Raw genomic sequence first — 19,302 nt, 5'->3', positions numbered from 1 at the left:
GAGGCCGGCCATGCAGGCTCTTGTTCACCATATTCCCAAGACTTCAGATATACCTGTTTATATTCTGAGTTTATTCGATAGGCGACATAGAAGCTTTCCCAAAGCTGGCTTGTTACCCACCAAAGGCCTTGTTTCGAATCAACAGGGTCCCAGCCGGGTATGAGGAAGCTGAAGCTTTGGGGCTCCTTGAGTTTCTCCGTCAGTTCCTCAACGAATTTCTAAGCGTCTTCCTTGGATGCCATATCTCTTCCCGCATTTAACGCCCAGCACAGCGGCTGGTAAAGCTGGCACGTAATTGCGCAGCAATTTTAGTGACAGTTTTGACAGTCCGATGCTGTTGCTTGTTAGCCTTTTCACATTGAAATACAGTCTGATGAATATAAGTCATTCAGACCAATATATTTTTCTGGCAGCCCTGGACCTAAAATAGGTTTTCTATCTTCCTCTAAGTCGAATAAGGAATTATTTAATTCAAGTAGGTACTTTAAAATATCAACCTTACCCTTGGCTCCATAAGCAGATAAAACAGCCTTGTCCAATTCATCTTGGGCTTTACTTACAGGATTATTGGGTGATTCCTCCATTGCTCTATATAAATCTCTTAAACTCCAACCCTTATCATTCATTATTTCTCGTCTTTTAGATCTAAGGTTCCTAGCACAATTAGCGACATTAATGACGGATGCTTTTGTGGGGGACTGTGGCCAAGGAAAAGAATCAAAGACAGTGTCAGAAGTGTACCTAGGCCTCCCATTATGAGTTGAACATCTAGCCTTAAACCACTCCCAATGTAATGATGATTGAAAAATTCCGAAAGAGTAGTCGTCCGTACATGGAAATACTACTACTGAATCATTTGGATGAATTGAACTACTAATAAACTCAAAAATAGGACGTTTTGTGACTCTACCACAAGCAATATATCGTGTTATTCCTTCTAAGGTATCCATTAGTTCATAACGCGGATAGGACATTTTCCACCAGCTATTTAGAAAATTTCTGTGATGCCAGTTAACTCGTGCATTTGGTTTCGCTTCCAATGTTTTTTTGTTTTTTTTTGCTTCCTCTTCTGCTTTATCTTCTCGCTCAATCAACACCGTTTCTTTGATTTGAGAATAAGCAAATTCGTATGAAGAAATATCAAATGCATCTTGCTTTCGAAAGTCGATTACATATCGTTTAGGCCTAGAATCCGGTGTTCCCAGTAATTCATTAGTGGTTAGGAAGGGAAATGTAATTTCGCAATATTTTGAATCTGATTTTATCCAGCTCTGGGCGACTTCTTTTGTAACAAGAAAAGATTTATGTCCATGAGTTTGCCCCTGATAGCATAATTTTGAGTACTTATTAGCATCTAATGCTTTCGCTTCAGTAACATCAATACCTGGACTTAATGCTGAACTAATAACGGGAACGTCTAGATAATTAAACTTTGAGTTCTTTCCGTATCCATCTTGTATTGTGAGTTTCTTTTTACCTTTTTCACTTCCCTTGATCCAGTTAACAATAGATACTTCTACTGCAGCATCGCCTGACCAAGTTTGTGTTGAAACTGCGTTGGTTATAGTTCCACCGTTTTGCACAACATAGTCAAGACCTCCTTCTCTTGAGAAATTTTGTCTGATCGTATTAGTTCCAACTAACCCTGCACGTTGACCTTCGCACATTAGCTCATGAGCCTTTCTAAACCAATAGACACAAAAATCAGCTCGACCGGGGACATCTGGATACGCCTCTCTAATAGTATCAATATAAACAGGATCCATTTCTGCTTGCATTTTATTCTTTGATTGATAAGGAGGATTACCTATAACAACATCAAATTTAGGCCATGGCTCCAATATTGCGTCTGATTGATATATACACTCATCCAAATTATCTAGAGGTAAGCCTTCATCAAAACTTAACCCTAATGTTCCCATTAATCCGCCTATCCTAGAATTCCATTTATCGGCTGCTAATTCTTTAGCGAGCATCATAGTAGTTTTTGCTACTTCTACGGCGATTGGCAGCACATCAATTCCATAAAATTGCTTGCTAGATACGCGTGAAATGCCCAAATTTAGCGATGCTAAGGAAGATTTAGTGAACGAATATGCCATTTTTTCAATTATTTGCATCTCAATTTCTTTAAGTGCAATGAATGAAACAAACAAAAAATTACCGCAGCCGCATGACGGATCGAGAACAATAAAATTACCAAGCGCTTCATGTAATTTTTTTAGTTCGCTTAGAGTTGTTGTTTTATCAATTCGTGCTTTCCATGGTTTTATAATTGTCGGATAAACAATTTTTTGAATATCAACTTCACTTGTGAAATGCGCTCCAAACGCATGGCGCTCTTCAGCATTCATTGTCCCCTCGAAAAGTGAGCCAAATATTGCAGGATTAACATTCTTCCAATTGAAAGTTGATGCCTGATACAAAAGCTCTAGCGCGTAGTCATCTAGCTCAATGGGCTCGACATGATCAAACAAACCACCATTAAAATATTTGATGTCTTTGAACATGCCGGCTTTGGCAGGCTTAGGGTTTGCCATTTGTCTAAAAAGGCCACCAATAAGGTCATATGAACTTTCACCTTCTTGGCATTTCCTGATAATTTCTGCGAAAAAATAATGTGGAAGAAGACCGAAGTCTTCTGAAAAAAAAGAAAGAACGCATTGAAGTAAAAACCTTTGAGCATCCTCTCTAGATTCTCGTTTATCAAATATTAGATATTTAAATAATTCACCAACGGTTCTAGCAGCGTCCTCTGAAATAGCCTTTACGTTGTTTTTGAATATAGGAACCTTTTCTTCAGCAAGTAAAAAATTTAGAGCACTGAACCTGTCCGGAAGCTCGCTTACTCTCACTTCGTCAACTAACGTAAGCTGTTTATATATCAGAAAATTTTCGAAGTTACATAACACAATGTACTCAGGTTTTTGTGCTCCAGAACCAATTGCCACCTCAGGATTCATTTCAATCCAATAATCTCTAGCCTGCGGAAAAGCATCTTCAAGATTTTTGAACTTTTTCTTCTTCATCTCTATTAGCACACCGCTTCGTCCATTAGGTGACCATAAACAATCAGCGAACTTCGTTTTTCCAGATGAAAATTTTATTCTTGTTTCAAGGCTGCCATTAGCCTCAATTATTCCACCATGGCCAAATGCTCGAAAAAGGCGATCACAGAACAACTGTGCCTCGCCTTTTTCATCTCCAGCAAGAGTAGAAACATAGTCTACAAACTCCAAAATGGCCGTTTCATCTAACATTTACTTTCTAATTCCTTGTTGAAATATACTTCTCATTTGAAGGCTAACGCCCACAGCACGGGCAAATTTGAAGCGCAGCGGAAAATTTGTCCCAGTGCCTGTGCTTGTTAGGTTTTTTAGGCACATGTACCTAGCAATAATGCTGTAGCATTTTGTCCGATGAGAGTGGGCAGATCATGCGGCCCACTTGGTAGAGCACTTGAATCTAATGAGCCTATTGCTTGCCCAACTACAACCTCCCAAGGTTTATTACTTCCTGCTATTGAGCAGATCAACTGTCGTATTTCCTTTATTTTAGTATGCCTAAGGCGATCGTCATATTTGATAAGCTCACTAATTTTTCCGCTATCTTTGTGTGTTGCATTGTCCTCAAGCCATGCATTTGCAAGTATCTGGAATTCATTCCAGGTTTTTCCGAGAATAGTTAATGCCTGATCTGAAAGAAGTAAATTTTCGATGGCATAGCATTGGAGACGAAAACGAACTACCGAACCATGATTAGGGATTTCATCCTGAACCCCATCACCATCCCTAAGCGAATAAGCTAAAGGATTATCATAAAGACTATCAATTAATTCTGCGGTAAATCTTTCAAGCTCTGTCTGTTGATCAACTGAAGTTGCAAGCACCGGAAATAATTTAATCTTACCTTGTGAGGATCGAGATGCTTGCTGCCAAACCCGCTCGTCATCCTCCCCTTCTAAAATCAGCATCACATCGTCGCTTAGGCTTAATGAAAGAGGGTGACCAAAGAAAGGTGCTACTTTCTTGATTTGGTTACTCACTTCACGGAACGTTATCTTATCGACACCAAAATTTTTTGTTCCTACAGTAGCGCCGTCAGCTTGCGAAAGAGCACATATAAAGGGGGTGCTATGAGTAGCAATGATAACAGCCACCTTCGGACTCATAGATTCATGAAGATCACTAACCAAGCTCACCAAGAATGTAGCCAATCTGTACTGCAAGTCTGGATGCAAGTGCACATCGGGCTCATCAATAAGGAGAAGATTCAATCTATCCTTTTTCAAATTATCAAAGAAATACATCATCTCAACTGCAAGAGCTACAGCTTCGGATTCTCCGCTACTAATTTGATCAGGCTGAATCGTTTCACCCTCATTGTTCCGAAATACAAAGTCGGAGCCTTCCTGACAAATAATGAGGTTAGCAAGTAGTCGGTTAATCTTTTCAAGCCTTTCAACACGGAAGTTCTTTGACTGATCTTGCCTGATTTCAGGCGTATCCTGCATTTTTCTTAAGTAAGCAGTTTCTACCTCACGCAGAAGATTAGCCGACGCTGCCTTAAAATTCTCTGCCTGATTTTTTCTCCTAACCTCCTCAAGCCAACCAGGACTGTTTTCCATGTTGGTCATTACATTACCGTCACGCCGAAAAACACCTGCTCGTTCAGGGCTAATATAGCGGACATAGTAAGAATCGTTACGGAATATCGCTTGATCTATTGCTCGTAGAAATCGACTTTTCCCAGCCCCATTCCGCCCCAAGAGAACATTAATACGTTTAAGACCATCAGCTTTGACGCCGCCTAAATCCAAATTACTTAAAGTCATTTCAAATTCCGATTGAATGCTCATGGAAACCTAACAGTGATTATACGCCTCGCCACAAAACCCCAATAAACGCGACGGCACATTCATTGGGGTTTTGCAGCCACCCAATTTGACTCTACCCCATTGATTCCCAAGGGGGCAAAGCAAATTTTGGCAGCCTATCCAAAATTCGCGTGCTTGCGTGTTTTTCCTTGCCCAATAATACTGTATAAACAGACAGCTACCAAGAGTGACTCTTATGAGACTAATGGAACGCGTCAAGGCGACACTGCGGGTCAAGCGCTATAGCCTCCGTACTGAGAAAACCTATTGCTACTGGATTCGCTTTTTCATTCGTTTTCACAGAATGCAGCATCCTGCCAATATGGCAGGCAATGAAGTGCGGCAATTTTTGGAATATCTCGCGTTAGAAAGGCGCGTTGCTGGGACAACACAAAACCAGGCACTCAATGCCATCGTATTTATGTATCGCCACGTTCTAGATCAACCGCTGGGTGAGGTGGGTAATTTTAGCCGGGCTAAGCGCCCTAAGCGCCTACCTGTCGTGCTTTCTCACCAAGAAGTTATGGATGTATTTGAGCATCTGTCCGGCTCCATGCTCCTGATTGCATCGCTGATGTACGGCTCTGGGTTACGAGTCTCCGAAGCTTGTCGGTTACGCGTAAAAGATATCGATTTTGCGCGCCACGTCATCACTGTCCGTGCAGGCAAAGGCAATAAAGACCGCACTACGTTATTACCACCTTCTTGTGAGGAAGCATTAAACGCCCATATTCAGATAACAGAGCAGCAACTTGCGTCTCGTATAGCAACCAACGCAATTCCTGTATCACTGCCCTACGCGCTGGATAGAAAATATCCGAATGCAGGCATTTCCCTCGCATGGCAGTGGCTTTTTCCTTCATCCAAGCCCTGTTTCGATGAGTGGGGACGTGTAGTGCTACATCACATCCATACTTCTGCTGTACAAAAAGCCGTTAAATATGCCATGCGCTCCGCTTCTTTAACACGCCCAGGCTCATGCCACTCTTTACGACATAGTTTCGCAACTCAGCTGCTTAGCCAAGGCACTGACATTCGCACGGTTCAAGAGTTACTAGGCCATAAAAGCATCGAAACCACTCAAATATATACCCATGTGCTAGGTAATGGATTTGCGGGTGTTAGAAGCCCACTAGGTTAATGCAGTACATTCACGTTTTTAAGCAGCCCGCTATTCACTCACTATCCCCCTTGCATCTCTTCTCTCGTCCTCCTAGACTGCTTGGCACTAACTGCTTGACGGGGTGCCGGTGAATCCGGCTGAGATGGTGCAGGGCGTATCCACTTGATACTGCCAAAGCGCTGGTCCCGCTGAACCTGATCCGGCTAATGCGCTGCTCCTATGACGAGCGCGCGGGTACCGGCGTAGGGATCAAGCGATGGCCTTGGCTAGCTCTTCCTCACGATCGCACGCCACCTTCAGCGCCATTCACTCGATCTCAATCGCTCGCCCTCCGGATCATTACTACCGGAGGCACCATGGGCTACCGCTTTACTGATCTTACTAATGCCTGCCATGACGACTGGCGCGCCTATATTGAGCACGATTTTGTCCGCCAGCTGGGTACCGCCACGCTGCCAGAAGCATCCTTTCGCCACTATTTGAAGCAGGACTACCTGTTTTTGATTCACTTCGCCCGCGCCTACGCGTTGGCCGCCTATAAAAGCCCTACGCTGGCTGATCTGCGCCAGGCCCATGAAGGCTTAAAAGCCATTGTGGATGTGGAGTTGGGTCTGCACGTGGGCTTTTGCCAGGAGTGGGGGATTTCCGAGCAAGCGTTGGCGGAGCTGCCCGAAGCCAGGGCTACCCTGGCGTATACCCGCTACGTATTAGATACCGGCAATCGCGGCGACCTGCTCGATTTACACGTAGCGCTGGCTCCTTGCTTAGTGGGCTACGGCGAAATCGCCAACTGGCTGAACGCTCAGCCTTCTACCCTACGTGGCAGCCAAAACCCCTTTGATGCCTGGATAGCGATGTACGAAAGCCAGGAGTTTCAGGCCGCCATGCAGGCTGAGCTTGAATGGCTCAACGCCCGCCTGGCCGATGTTACCCCTGCCCGCTTTGCCGAGCTAAGCAAGATCTTCCGCGACGCCACGCGTCTGGAAATCGATTTCTGGCAGATGGGTCTGGATCTGATAGACAGCGATCTAACAGACCAAGATCCCACCCATTAAGCCAACACAATAACCATAATCAACAACGAAGGAAGACGACCGTCATGACGAAGACTTTAGAAACTGAAACTGTAAAAGCTAAGACCTCAAAAACTAAGACCGTAACAAGTAAAACCAGTCATTTTTTAGCTGAAACCGCCCAGGTCGATGCCGCTGCCATTCAGCCGCTGCCTGCGTCGCGCAAGGTGTACGTTGAAGGCTCGCGACCCGATATTCGCGTGCCGTTTCGGGAAATCACTCTATCGCCCACTAAAACCAGCAGCATTGATGAAGAGAACCCGCCGCTACTGGTGTACGACACCTCTGGCCCTTACACCGACCCAGCCGCCAACAACGATTTACGCAAAGGCTTACCCGCCCTGCGCCGCGCCTGGATTGAAGAGCGCAACGATACCGAGTTCCTTGACGGCCCCACCAGTGAGTACGGCAATCGCCGCGCTAACGACCCAACGCTTGCTCAGTTGCGTTTTGATTTAACGCGCACCCCGCGCCGCGCAAAACCAGGTAAAAATGTCACCCAACTGCACTATGCGCGCCAGGGCATTATTACCCCTGAAATGGAATTTATCGCCATTCGCGAAAACCAGCGCCGCCAAACATTAGGCACCGCTGAAGTTGAGCGTATTCTTGGTCACCAACATCCTGGCCAGAGCTTTGGTGCAAAACTGCCGGAAGAGATCACACCGGAATTTGTGCGCGATGAAGTCGCCCGGGGGCGTGCGATTATCCCCAATAATATCAACCACCCAGAATCCGAGCCGATGATTATTGGCCGTAACTTCCTGGTCAAGATTAACGGCAACCTGGGTAACTCGGCAGTTACCTCGTCGATTGAAGAAGAAGTCGACAAAATGACCTGGGGTATCCGCTGGGGATCGGACACCATCATGGACCTTTCCACGGGCCAGAACATTCACGAGACCCGTGAGTGGATTATTCGCAACTCGCCGGTGCCGATTGGCACAGTGCCGATCTATCAAGCGCTTGAGAAGGTTAACGGCATTGCCGAAAACCTGACCTGGGAAGTGTTCCGCGACACCTTGATTGAACAGGCTGAACAGGGCGTGGATTACTTCACCATTCACGCGGGTGTGCTGCTACGCTATGTGCCACTGACCGCCAACCGGGTGACCGGCATTGTCAGCCGTGGCGGTTCGATTATGGCCAAATGGTGTCTGTATCATCACCAGGAAAGTTTCCTGTATACCCATTTCGAAGAGATCTGTGAGATCTGCAAACAGTACGACGTAGCGTTTTCGTTGGGCGATGGTCTGCGCCCCGGCTCAGTCGCCGATGCTAACGACGAAGCGCAGTTCGCCGAGCTGGAGACCCTGGGTGAGTTGACGAAGATCGCCTGGAAACACGACGTCCAGGTGATGATCGAAGGCCCTGGCCATGTGCCCATGCACTTGATTAAAGAGAACATGGATAAGCAGCTTGAGGCATGTCACGAGGCACCTTTCTATACCCTCGGCCCATTGACCACCGATATCGCCCCCGGCTACGACCACATTACATCTGGCATCGGTGCGGCCATGATCGGCTGGTTCGGCTGTGCAATGCTCTGCTATGTGACGCCAAAGGAGCACTTGGGTCTGCCGAATAAAGATGATGTCAAAACCGGCATCATCACCTACAAGATTGCTGCCCACGCAGCGGACTTGGCCAAGGGCCACCCGGCAGCACAGCGTCGCGATAACGCGCTTTCCAAAGCACGTTTTGAATTCCGCTGGGAAGACCAATTCAACCTGGGGCTAGACCCGGACACCGCCCGTGAATTCCACGATGAAACCCTGCCGAAGGACTCCGCTAAAGTGGCGCACTTCTGCTCCATGTGTGGGCCGAAGTTCTGCTCCATGAAGATCAGCCAGGAAGTACGCGATACCTATCGGGACCGCACACCGGAAAATACCGCTGAAAGCGATTCTGAGGCCGTTAAGCGTGGCATGCAGGAGCAAGCCGAGAAGTTTCGCCGAGAAGGTAGCGAACTGTACCAGGAAGTTTAAAATAGCAGCCTGTAAGTTTTACTGCTAACAAGTGGCTCTTGGGTCTTACACGACCTCAAGGGCCATTTTCTTAACCAAGAAGAGGCTAGTTTAAATTAATTTGTGTATGATTATCATTCACAATGAGTGTTATTTAAAATGCTCACTTTAAAGTCACCATTTTTCAAAGGACTGATGTTAGATGAGAACTAAATTATCCTTGGCTGTTTCTCTTGCCCTTCTCAGCGCAGGCGTACTGAGTGGCTGCAGCGATGATAGCGCGCCAACAGCAACAGACACCCAGCAGGAAGCACCAAAAACCCTCTCAACTTCGCTGCTGAAATATATCCCCGCCGACTCTCCCTATTTTGTGGCAACACGGGAATCAATGCCTGAACAAGATGCCTTTGCTCTTTACCAGCGCATGCAGCCAAAGGGCAACCTGGAAGCGGACTTGGATGAACTGCGCGACACGCTGCACGAGATAGACGATGAGGTATTGCATTCGCTGGTATCTCTGTTGATCGCGATGGGGGAAGAGTTTGTCGGGGTTGAAACACTCGATGATATCCATGCGCTGGGCTTTAAAATGAGTCCCCAGGTCGCTTTATACGGACTGGGCATCTTGCCCACTTTGCGTATAGAACTGCAGGATGAAGACGCTTTCCGCGAAACGCTTCAGCGCATTCTCACCAATGCAGAGATCACTCCGAGTACGGCTACAACAGACGGGCATGAGTACTGGGTACTAACACAAGATGGTCCGATCAAAGCCATCATGGCCATTATCGATAAGCAACTGTTGATGTCTGTGGTGCCTGAAAATGCCACCGATGAGTTGCTATCACAGGTGCTGGGTAACAGCCTACCTGACAGCAACGTTGGTGATACCGGCGCCCTAGAGGAAATTGAACAGCGTCATGGCTTCACGCCCTATGGTGCCGGGGAAATCGACTCATCACGCCTGCTTAGTGAGCTGAGCACACCCACACACTTAGCGACTCAAGCACTATTGGACGCGGCTGATGCAGAGCGCTTGGACCTCTCCGCCTGCCAAGCAGATATTGACCGCATCACCAATCGCTTCCCCGGTATTGTCATGGGTATGCGTGAGTATAACCTCGACCGTATGGAGATGAATCTCATCCTAGAAACCGATGAGGCTATTGTCAGCGACCTCCGTGCCATGACCGCCCAAGTTCCGGGCCTTGGTAGCACAGAGGGCATGGCTAGCTTCGGGCTAGGTCTGAATCTACCGGTGCTGATGCAAACTGTTCAGAAGTATGCCCAGGAAGTGCGTCAAAACCCCTTTAGCTGTGCTGAGCTACAGGAGTTAAACAGCAGCTGGAATGACCTCAACAAAGCGATCAATAATCCCATCGCCATGATGGTTGGCCCATCCTTGTCTGGTTTCAGAGCACGCCTTAACAACCTGACAATGAAACAGGGCGAGCCCGCCGGTACCGGTCTTTTGACCCTCGCTTCGCAAAACCCGCTTGCCCTGCTGTCTACAGCAAGCGCGTTCGTGCCTGATATAGGGACACTAGGACTCGAACCCGGCGGAGAAGCCAAAAGAATCGACAGCATGATGCTGCCACCAGACTCACCAAAGCTCTACGCGGCGATGTCTGAAAACGCCATTACCTTGGGCGTTGGCATTAGCGATTCCGAAACACTACAGGAAGAACTGCAAGCCTCTGTTTCCGAGCGGGACCTACTGGTTCATGGCCATCTGACAGGTGAGTTCTACGATTCGCTGGCCGATGTCATAGCGCAAATGCCTTCCGATGAAATGGCAGAGTTTGATGTTGATCTGCTCAGGCAATACAGCGATATCTACAAGAACATGGAGTACTGGTTCAGAGTGGATGATGCAGGCGTTGAAATGAGCTTCTCGCTGGAATTGAACTAAGCACTGGCTATCCCTTAAATCCGAAAAACTCGCTATTGGACGCAGCTAACATTGCGGGCGCTAGCGAGTTTTTCGTCGGCAGCCACGCTAATAAAGGGGCCATTGGGCTTGTCGTCAATTTCAATGTGCCCAGGCTCAACAAAAATAGCCGCTTTCATCATGGTAGGCATGATTGAAGTGAGTGATACCCCATCACTATTGAGCCCACTGGATGATGGAACGGCAATTGACGTGGAACAATGAGAGATACATTAGATATCTATAGACTTAAATAGCATTTAGCGCGCTATCTTACTTATACCAAGTGTACCGCTGGCTGCTGTTTTTTTAATCTATGGGTATCCATTATGCCGACACTACCTTTCAACCCCTGGTCGACCGCAATTGCTGTGGCCACCACTTTATTGATTTGGCTGGTAATTCCTTTGCCAGAAGGGCTGACGCCAAACGCTTGGCTTATGCTGGCAATATTTGTCGGTACCATTGTCGCGATCATCGGCAAAGCCATGCCTATTGGGGCGATCTCTGTGATTGCGATTTCTATTGTCGCGGCCAGCGGCGTTACCGGCGATACGCCAGGCAAGGCCATCACTGTCGCCTTAAGCAGTTATGCCAACCCACTTATCTGGTTAATTGCCATTGCGATTATGATTTCACGCGGGTTGATTAAAACTGGCCTGGGTGCGCGTATTGGCTACTACTTCATCTCGATTTTTGGCAAGCGTACGCTGGGGATCGGCTATGGCCTCGCCTTTTCCGAACTTTCAATTGCACCGGTCACACCCAGTAATACCGCACGGGGTGGCGGTATTATCCACCCCATTATGCGCTCTATCGCTCACAGCTTTGACTCGCATCCTGAAGACAACACGTCGGGTAAAATCGGTAAATATCTAGCGCTGGTGAATTACCACAGCAACCCCATCACCTCGGCTATGTTTATCACCGCCACCGCTCCTAACCCATTAACCGTTCAACTTATCTCGTCCGCCACCGGAGCGGAAATACAGCTGAGCTGGTTAACCTGGGCGGTCGCCATGCTGCTGCCGGGCTTGGTCGCCATCCTGGCGATGCCGTACATTCTGTACTTGCTTTACCCACCGGAAATTAAAGAAACCCCAAATGCCACTCAATTGGCGAGAGATAAACTTGCCGAACTAGGAAAACTAAGCCGAAACGAAGGCATTATGCTGTTCGTTTTCTTAGTGCTGCTTTTGCTTTGGGCGGATATCCCAGCGATATTCCTGGGGGATGCGTTCACACTTAACACCACAACGTCTGCGTTTATTGGCCTATCGCTACTGCTGCTAACAGGGGTTTTAACCTGGGAAGATGTGCTGAAAGAAAAAAATGCCTGGGATACGCTGCTGTGGTTTGGTGCTCTTATTATGATGGCTAGCCAGCTTAACGAAACAGGCCTAATTAGTTGGTTTTCAGCGAATATGCAGAGCTGGATTACTACGATGGGGATTGGTTGGGCGGGAGCTTCTGCACTCTTGGTACTCACCTTTCTTTATACCCACTACTTTTTTGCCAGCACGACTGCACACATCACCGCGATGATGGCAGCATTTCTCACCGTTGGCTTAAGCCTCGGCGCCCCACCTATGCCTTTTGTGCTGATTATGGCGGCCACATCTTCGATTATGATGACCTTAACCCATTACGCCACAGGCACTTCACCCGTCATCTTTGGCTCAGGCTACCTGACGCTGGGAGAGTGGTGGAAAGCAGGTTTCATTATGAGCGTGGTGAACCTGCTCATCTGGGTAGTCGTTGGTGGTTTATGGTGGAAGCTGCTTGGCCACTACTGAGTTACCGCCTAAAAGCCAACAGAGGTTATTGACCTCTGTTGGCATTGAACTGCCCTGGATAGACGCTATTTCTTAGCTTTCTATTTGGCCTTACTTTTCACTTTATCTTCTTTGCCGCTTGCCATGACGAGCACCTCTAATCCGTTAGTAGGGATGATGCCGCTCACTAAGTGAATACTTACTCCGAATGGCGACACCTTCCTTAGCGTAGCCTTGGTAAGAAAAGTTACCTCAATTACTTTTAGGCAGGCGCGTTGGCTGCCAACTATTTAGCAAACAGTGTAAACACGCCATGACCAACAAGGTGCCCACGAGCGCAACGCACATTGAAGAAAACCGATAAAGCGCACTATAAACAAGGTCTTGCTGCGGGCCTAATGACTGGCCAAAGAGAATACCCAACGTTGTCAGGCCTCCAAAGCCAATGCCTGAGCCGCCACCTTCCAAGATATGCTCTCTAGCAAACAGCATTAATCCAAGCCAATAGAACAAAATCACCAGTAAAAAATGATGGCTTTGGGTGTAAAGCAATAACTGCATTGCCAACGCCAGATTACAGCCCAGTAACGTGCCGATTGCCCGCTTACCTGCCGATACTCGCGCGCCGGAATAACCTAAAGCAAACAAGATCAGAATGGTGGCCATTTGCGCTGACAGCGAATCACGGAGGTCAAACACTTGGAACACCACAAACGAGAGCGTAGCCGTAATGCCGCCCATCAATGTTTCATGGCGAATTTGAGCAGCAGGCTTTGCACCACGCGGTGGTGGCTGGCGGGGTTCAACATCGGGAAATAGCGTATGCATCAACATGGCAATAAATACCGCCAGCAAGCTGGCCATAATATTGCTCGCCAACAGATCGCTTAAATCAACACCTGGGTAGCTAGCAAAGTGCAGCAATATGCTTAGCGTCAGTACGCCATTCGCGCCAAACAGAAAAAACGGGCCTTTTGCCATTAAATTGAAGCGCAGCAAAAACAGACCTAGTACAACCAGCGTCATTACTAACGGCATATGCTTTAGCAGCCCCACCACCATGCTAACTTCCAAAGCATTCAAACTAACGTTGGCCAAAAACTGGCGAATGATATTGCCATTTAAAAGGGGCACCATGCCTAACAAGAACATCGGGAAGACGGTGAAAAACACCCCATAATTCCAGCCCATTAGTTGGCTGATAATAAACCCCAGTGAACCGCCGCCCGCGACCCGTAAGCACTGGCGCAGGCCGTTTTGAGAGAGCGCTGGCTTATTAACAGCCACTGCTGGTGTCTTATTAATAACCGTTTTAATAGCCGCTTTAGTAAACATAGTGCAGCCAACTAATCAGCTGCGCCTGCAGCCATGCAAACGGCTTAGCCATGTCATGCTCGCCCGGCACTAGCTGCACCGTTGCCCGCACACCACTTGGGGGTAGTTCAGTCAACGGCGTATCTAACGCCACATGAATACGCGTGCGCTGCGCATCTCGCACCCAGCGATCTGAAGCAGGAATATCCACAAGTTGGCCATCCGCCGCCTGTTGACCTGCGCGGGTGCCTGCATCAAAGGCACTGACATGCCCTTCAAAAATTTGTCCCGGCAAGCCATCGAAGACCACTTTTGCTTCATCGCCAAGCGCCACATGGCGCAGGCTCTTTTCACGAAAATCAGCCACAACCTCTAGCGTGTTCGCGACCAGCGCCACCGCAGGCTGTCCCGCCTGCAAATAATGGCCAGGCTGTAGCTGAAGGTTAGTGACCACACCGGACTCAGGCGCTTTTACTACCGTATGGGCTAAATCCAGCTCGGCTCTCTCCAGGGCATTATTCGCTTGGCGAAGGCGTAAGTTATCGTCGCCCTCTTCTCCCAACTGTACTTCTAAGCTGTCAATCTGCGCCTGGGCAGATGCCACAGCCGCCTGCGCGGTATGTTCAGCCGCGACCTGCTGTTCGTACTGCTGGCGGGAAATCCCCTGACGCCCAAGCAGCGCTTCAGCACGGCGGCGCTCACCGCTGCGCTCATCGAAAGTAGCCTGTGCCGAGGCAAGTGATGCCCTAGCAGCTGCTAGCTCTGCATTTAAGCGGGCGTTTTCTTGCTCCGCTTGCTCCCGGTTTAACTGGGCTTGGGAGCGGGCGATTTGAAAGGGAGATGGGTCTAAGCGAAACAGCACATCCCCTTGGGTTACCGACTGATGATCGCTCACCACCACGTCTTGCACAGGGCCGCTTAGCTCAGGAGCAATGCTGGTGACGGGGCGCATTGCCCGCGCCTCAGGCGTCATGGGCATAAAGCTATCGGCCACTAAGAAGTAAACGAACAGCAATAGGAATACGGTCAGGGCTATTTTCACCCATCGGGTAAATTGTTGATCAGGGGACATTGGAATTTCTCATTGACGAGCATCAAAGCGACTAGGTCACCGCTTGGAGATATTATTAGGTGGAATACTTTAGTCTAACAAACAATTAGCAAGCTAACAATATTTTCATTATGAATGAGCGCTCAATCAAGCCACTCCAATAACGTACCCTGGAGACATCGACTTATATACGAACTAGCCTCCTTCCATTCTCTAGTTCGTTAGAAAGCCCCTTTGCCGAGCACAAAAAAGCCCTATCGCTTGGCTTAGCAATAGGGCCTTGTTTCTTCGGTAGGTTAATTAAGTATTAGGCAATTACCTTAAAAGCGGTACTTTAGGCCTACACTGGCAGCATCAAAATCATAGGCAGATTTATCTAGGTAGCGCATGTAATCAGCGCCTACCGATACATTGGAACTGATATCCATTTCTGCACCGGCACCGTAGGAGAAACCGGTTTCACGGTCATTATTAATATCAACCTCTGTGAAGCCCGCTAAGCCATACAAACGCACTTCCGGAGCAATGGGTACGATACCTTTCGCATAAGCACCCGCAACGTGATTTAGCTCGGCACCACCATCTGAACCACCTGTTCCCAAATGGCCTTCTAAGGCGAAATAGTCATTGAACTGTGCCCCACCGCGGAGACGCAAACCAACGTCATCGCGTGAAGAACCTCTTTCTGGGTTCAGGCTCCAAAACATGGCATCGCCGCCCACATATCCTTGTGGGTACTGAAAGGATTGTTGCGCTTGAGCCGATGCCGCGAACGTACCCGCACCAACTAAAAGAGCGGCAGAGGTGAGTGATAATACGGTCATCTTCATAAGTTAAACCTCAGTTAAAAAACAGTGTTTCCTTACACTTTTTAATTTTGGCTTATACTTTAGGAGAACGCAATCTGCCAGCTCAACTTGCACACAGTTTCCTTTTTCCCCTCCTACTTACCTACCTTTGGAAAGACTGAGCACAACAATGCCACCAACCACCACAGCCCCGCCAACCAACTGGCTAGGGGTTAACATCTGACCTAGCACAATATAGCCAAGCAGTAACGATGCTACTGGCTCGAAGTTCATAACTGGTGCATTACGCGCCATGTCCAGGCGTGGCACAAAAATAAACAATAGGGAAAAAGCACTGCCGTATAGCAAGGCTAACAAAGCTAGTCCTGTCCAGCCTGCGCTGTTATCTGGCAAGCTCATTCCCCCAGGAACTGCACCCAGTAACCCACCAACGATCATGGCAATAAACACCGTTTGCATGGTCAGAAGGCTACGTAAGGTGCTGCCAACCCCTGCCAAGCGATGCTCAGTAACCCAAAGCGCGCAAGCAAACGCGAAAGCGGCACTTAACCCAAATCCTATACCAACCAACCACTCAGACCCCATGGCATTGGCATCTCCAAACCAGCTCGGTATATCGAGTACCACGAGCAGCCCAATCAAAATAGTGCCCATAATCAGGCAACTACGTAGCGAAGGCCGAGGACCGCCTAACGCCCAACTTAACAGCGCTAATTGAATAGGAAAGGTATTAACCAGTAACAACGCAATGACCACCGGCAAACGTGCAACCGCTGAATAAAGGCTAACACTTTGAATAGCAATCAGAAGCCCTACTGCCAGCTGCCATGGCCATGTGCCGGGCGGTAGCCACAGCCGCTTTTTTTGAACCACGACCAGCGTCAGTAAAATCAAACACGCTACGCCTGAGCGCATCAATACCGCAAGAAGTAATCCAGCACCATTATCAAACGCTAGCCGCGCGGAAACGTGGTTGGCTGCAAACATAGTAGCCACCGACATCATCAGAAAAATGGCTAGGTGGCGAGGTAGTAGCGTTGGTAATGAGGTAGAAGGCATAGCAACAAAGCGGCTCACGATAAGTAGATTAACAGTAGGATGACGACATTCTATGACGAAGGCTAACGAAATACCGCGCCAATATCATTGCAGTACAGCATACTATACCAAGGTCTAAGCCTCTTTTACGCTAACTACTTTACAAAGGTTGTCATAAACACACCGATGCTGGTCATTAACCGTGGCTCTTCTATCAACGATGCATTGATTGATAGTGCCCCTCAAGGGCCGGGAACCATGATGCCGAAACGGGAGGAAGTTAATAACCTATTTCCCAAGCTACCCAGGTCGGCGCTATCCCCCCTTCACATCAAGCTAGTTCTCAGCGGTTGATAATTGCTGCCTGACAAACTCAAGAGAGGGCCGTAAAAAGTGTAAACAGGAGCCGGTTCGATAGATATTCAAAGATTCAGGTATACGCTGTAATTTGCTATACGAGTAGCTATGTAGACACTCTTCGGCATGGTGTTTCTGCTCGCTACCCAACGAAACTAAATCACCTACCCAATGCCAGGCCTGATTGCGCTCGGCGTAGGCCTTCGCTTGAAAGGTGTATTGGTCGTAAATCAGCCACTGGATACTTGGGTCATCGTCAATACGAACCGCTATGCAAGGGTCCGGCTGGTTCAAGCACATCAAATTCTGTTTAGCCAGCAGCACCAGCAAAGACTCGGGCATCGTAGCCATCTCAGGCCTTATACGAAACTGTTGGGCTAGCTCACCCAGGTCGTTAGTATCCATCAGAGACTCGATGTTACCGGATTGAGCTTGCTTTATGTGAAACTCGACACGACGTTTCAGCTCAGGATGCGTCTGGGCAAACTCGCTCTCGGCCAGCTCTTGCAGAGCTAGCTTGCCGGGCCGCCCAAGTCGATAGAGCACATAGTCGAAATCAAAATCTTCCACTGCTGTGTGCCCATCCAATAATCGCTTTACCTGATGCTGGGCAGACCAGTGGCTCATGTCAGCCAGTGGCGTATTAACCAGTATCAGCACACTGGCCACCAGAAGGGCCAGCCACCTATTGACGCGGTGAATACCGGGTAACGCTGCTTTTCGGCGCCAAAGTATTATCACGCTGTAACTGAGGGTAAAAGTCGCCACCAATGCTTGCAGCAGCCCAGCCCATAACCGGTCCAAACTGAGCCCATACTGGTCGATACGTAGCCATAGTGCCCAAGCCGCCAATAGGCTGCCAATTGGCAGGAGTACGACCGCCACCAAAACCGTATTGCGTAGCCAACCAGGGTAAGGAGGATTGCTATGGGTTTGATGGAATACAGCGTTAAAGAACAGTAGTAAGGTTAACATCAGCGCCATAAGGATTTGCGCTGCCTTGCCTGTATCCCATATGGGTTCTAACCCTGTCCACATCAGCACGGCGAAGAATAGCAGGATGACCAGGGCAACTAACGGCAAAAGTGTCTTGATAAGCGCTTCACACATCAGCCTTACGCTGGCAAGAAAGCGGAACCGGTTGCGAATCATCACCACGGCGATACCGAGCATCAACCAGGTAACCGGATATACAAACACCGGTTTATAGAAAACCCGTTCAAAAAAGTCTATGCCGATGGCAGCAAAAAGCGCTCCCCATAGCCCCAAAATTACCCAAAAAGCCCCTATAAACAGACTGACCTGGGCAATTGTCAGGGCGAATTCCCATGAGTAATTCAGCAATGGTTGATAGGCTTTTGGCCATGTGCCACTGGAAGCACTGCTTCGAAAGAACAGAGCAAGGATGAGCATAGCCACCCCCACAGTCATGCTAAAGGAAGCCATAAGGGGTGATGTATTCCGGTAAGGCGCTTCCGGCACAGAGGTTGCCCAACCAAGGTGCCACCCCATCCAAAACAGCAGAGGCGTCAACAACAGCGGTATTAAATTGATACGATCCCGCAGTCGCACCATGCTAATCAGGTAAAAGGCAGGTACCACGATAGTGATGGAATAAAGTGCGCTTAGCCAGCGTTGGTCAGTGGCTAGCCAGTGTGTATGTTCAACAGTCAGATGCAACGCGTAGAGTGCAACCCCCTGAAACAGGGCAATAAGAATCAACCCAATGCTGGTGCTACGATCCAAGGCGCTTAGACGGTTATCATCCATGACAATTCTCTGAGGGGCAGGTGGCGAACGTGATACCACGTCATTAGTCGGCTCAGAATACCAATAATCGCAGGTAGACGTTATTCATGGGTGGCCAATATCAATTAACAATTGCACCACGTCTTAAGTCATTACTGACCGTGACTCCACATAGAAAAATAGCCCCAGGCAGTGCCTGGGGCTATTTTATTTAGCGAATTAACGTGTGTAAGAATTACC

The 19,302-nt window shown here is 48.2% G+C and carries 12 protein-coding genes and 1 riboswitch; of the genes, 5 read left to right on the top strand and 7 right to left on the bottom strand.

Going from position 1 to position 19,302, the window contains the following annotated elements; all coding sequences use genetic code 11:
- Window positions 1–353: 353 nt before the first annotated feature.
- On the bottom strand, window positions 354–3,260 hold the full coding sequence (locus tag IR195_RS04880) for a DNA methyltransferase (RefSeq protein WP_206048909.1): 2,907 nt from the start codon (window positions 3,258–3,260) through the stop codon (window positions 354–356).
- Between the two features lie 116 nt (window positions 3,261–3,376).
- On the bottom strand, window positions 3,377–4,858 hold the full coding sequence (locus IR195_RS04875) for an AAA family ATPase (RefSeq protein ID WP_206048908.1): 1,482 nt from the start codon (window positions 4,856–4,858) through the stop codon (window positions 3,377–3,379).
- Window positions 4,859–5,072: 214 nt separating this feature from the next.
- Between IR195_RS04875 and IR195_RS04870 the strand changes: the two genes are divergently transcribed.
- The 5 genes from IR195_RS04870 (at window position 5,073) to IR195_RS04850 (ending at window position 12,765) form a co-directional block, all read left to right on the top strand.
- Window positions 5,073–6,017, top strand: coding sequence for an integron integrase (locus IR195_RS04870; protein ID WP_206048907.1), 945 nt, complete (start codon window positions 5,073–5,075; stop codon window positions 6,015–6,017).
- Window positions 6,018–6,106: 89 nt separating this feature from the next.
- Window positions 6,107–6,265, top strand: a riboswitch (TPP riboswitch).
- A gap of 90 nt (window positions 6,266–6,355) precedes the next feature.
- The gene (tenA, locus tag IR195_RS04865) at window positions 6,356–7,054 is read left to right on the top strand and encodes a thiaminase II (RefSeq protein WP_206048906.1); all 699 of its coding nucleotides are present in this window, start codon (window positions 6,356–6,358) and stop codon (window positions 7,052–7,054) included.
- Between the two features lie 44 nt (window positions 7,055–7,098).
- Entirely contained in the window at window positions 7,099–9,060 is a 1,962-nt protein-coding gene (thiC, locus tag IR195_RS04860) for a phosphomethylpyrimidine synthase ThiC (RefSeq protein WP_241006798.1), read from the top strand.
- Between the two features lie 181 nt (window positions 9,061–9,241).
- The gene (locus tag IR195_RS04855) at window positions 9,242–10,951 is read left to right on the top strand and encodes a hypothetical protein (protein ID WP_206048905.1); all 1,710 of its coding nucleotides are present in this window, start codon (window positions 9,242–9,244) and stop codon (window positions 10,949–10,951) included.
- A gap of 347 nt (window positions 10,952–11,298) precedes the next feature.
- Complete coding sequence (locus IR195_RS04850) at window positions 11,299–12,765, top strand: DASS family sodium-coupled anion symporter (protein ID WP_206048904.1); 1,467 nt, start codon at window positions 11,299–11,301, stop codon at window positions 12,763–12,765.
- A 231-nt stretch (window positions 12,766–12,996) separates the two neighbouring features.
- On the opposite strand, the gene IR195_RS04845 is transcribed toward IR195_RS04850, so the two are convergent.
- The 5 genes from IR195_RS04845 to IR195_RS04825 all read right to left on the bottom strand — a co-directional run bounded on the left by IR195_RS04845 (window position 12,997) and on the right by IR195_RS04825 (window position 19,083).
- Complete coding sequence (locus IR195_RS04845; protein WP_125746173.1) at window positions 12,997–14,079, bottom strand: DUF2955 domain-containing protein; 1,083 nt, start codon at window positions 14,077–14,079, stop codon at window positions 12,997–12,999.
- On the bottom strand, window positions 14,069–15,130 hold the full coding sequence (locus IR195_RS04840; protein ID WP_206048903.1) for an HlyD family secretion protein: 1,062 nt from the start codon (window positions 15,128–15,130) through the stop codon (window positions 14,069–14,071). The genes IR195_RS04845 and IR195_RS04840 overlap by 11 nt, the downstream gene beginning before the upstream one ends.
- A gap of 299 nt (window positions 15,131–15,429) precedes the next feature.
- A complete protein-coding gene (locus IR195_RS04835) occupies window positions 15,430–15,939 on the bottom strand; it encodes a porin family protein (RefSeq protein ID WP_125746163.1) in 510 nt (169 codons plus the stop codon).
- A gap of 117 nt (window positions 15,940–16,056) precedes the next feature.
- Window positions 16,057–16,977 (bottom strand): EamA family transporter, encoded by a 921-nt coding sequence (locus IR195_RS04830; RefSeq protein WP_146942750.1) that lies wholly within the window; start codon window positions 16,975–16,977, stop codon window positions 16,057–16,059.
- 315 nt (window positions 16,978–17,292) lie between these two features.
- Entirely contained in the window at window positions 17,293–19,083 is a 1,791-nt protein-coding gene (locus IR195_RS04825; RefSeq protein WP_206048902.1) for a DUF4153 domain-containing protein, read from the bottom strand.
- Between the last annotated feature and the right edge of the window lie 219 nt (window positions 19,084–19,302).

The organism is Vreelandella venusta (genome assembly GCF_015689495.1).
In the GTDB taxonomy this organism is placed as follows: Bacteria; Pseudomonadota; Gammaproteobacteria; order Pseudomonadales; family Halomonadaceae; genus Vreelandella; species Vreelandella venusta.
This window is presented reverse-complemented; position numbering and strand designations above follow the sequence as displayed.

Coding starts and splice junctions, on each gene's coding strand:
- IR195_RS04880 (WP_206048909.1), bottom strand. CDS start 3,260: ATGTTAGATGAAACGGCCATTTTGGAGTTTGTAGACTATGTTTCTACT.
- IR195_RS04875 (WP_206048908.1), bottom strand. CDS start 4,858: ATGAGCATTCAATCGGAATTTGAAATGACTTTAAGTAATTTGGATTTA.
- IR195_RS04870 (WP_206048907.1), top strand. CDS start 5,073: ATGAGACTAATGGAACGCGTCAAGGCGACACTGCGGGTCAAGCGCTAT.
- tenA (WP_206048906.1), top strand. CDS start 6,356: ATGGGCTACCGCTTTACTGATCTTACTAATGCCTGCCATGACGACTGG.
- thiC (WP_241006798.1), top strand. CDS start 7,099: ATGACGAAGACTTTAGAAACTGAAACTGTAAAAGCTAAGACCTCAAAA.
- IR195_RS04855 (WP_206048905.1), top strand. CDS start 9,242: ATGAGAACTAAATTATCCTTGGCTGTTTCTCTTGCCCTTCTCAGCGCA.
- IR195_RS04850 (WP_206048904.1), top strand. CDS start 11,299: ATGCCGACACTACCTTTCAACCCCTGGTCGACCGCAATTGCTGTGGCC.
- IR195_RS04845 (WP_125746173.1), bottom strand. CDS start 14,079: ATGTTTACTAAAGCGGCTATTAAAACGGTTATTAATAAGACACCAGCA.
- IR195_RS04840 (WP_206048903.1), bottom strand. CDS start 15,130: ATGTCCCCTGATCAACAATTTACCCGATGGGTGAAAATAGCCCTGACC.
- IR195_RS04835 (WP_125746163.1), bottom strand. CDS start 15,939: ATGAAGATGACCGTATTATCACTCACCTCTGCCGCTCTTTTAGTTGGT.
- IR195_RS04830 (WP_146942750.1), bottom strand. CDS start 16,977: ATGCCTTCTACCTCATTACCAACGCTACTACCTCGCCACCTAGCCATT.
- IR195_RS04825 (WP_206048902.1), bottom strand. CDS start 19,083: ATGGATGATAACCGTCTAAGCGCCTTGGATCGTAGCACCAGCATTGGG.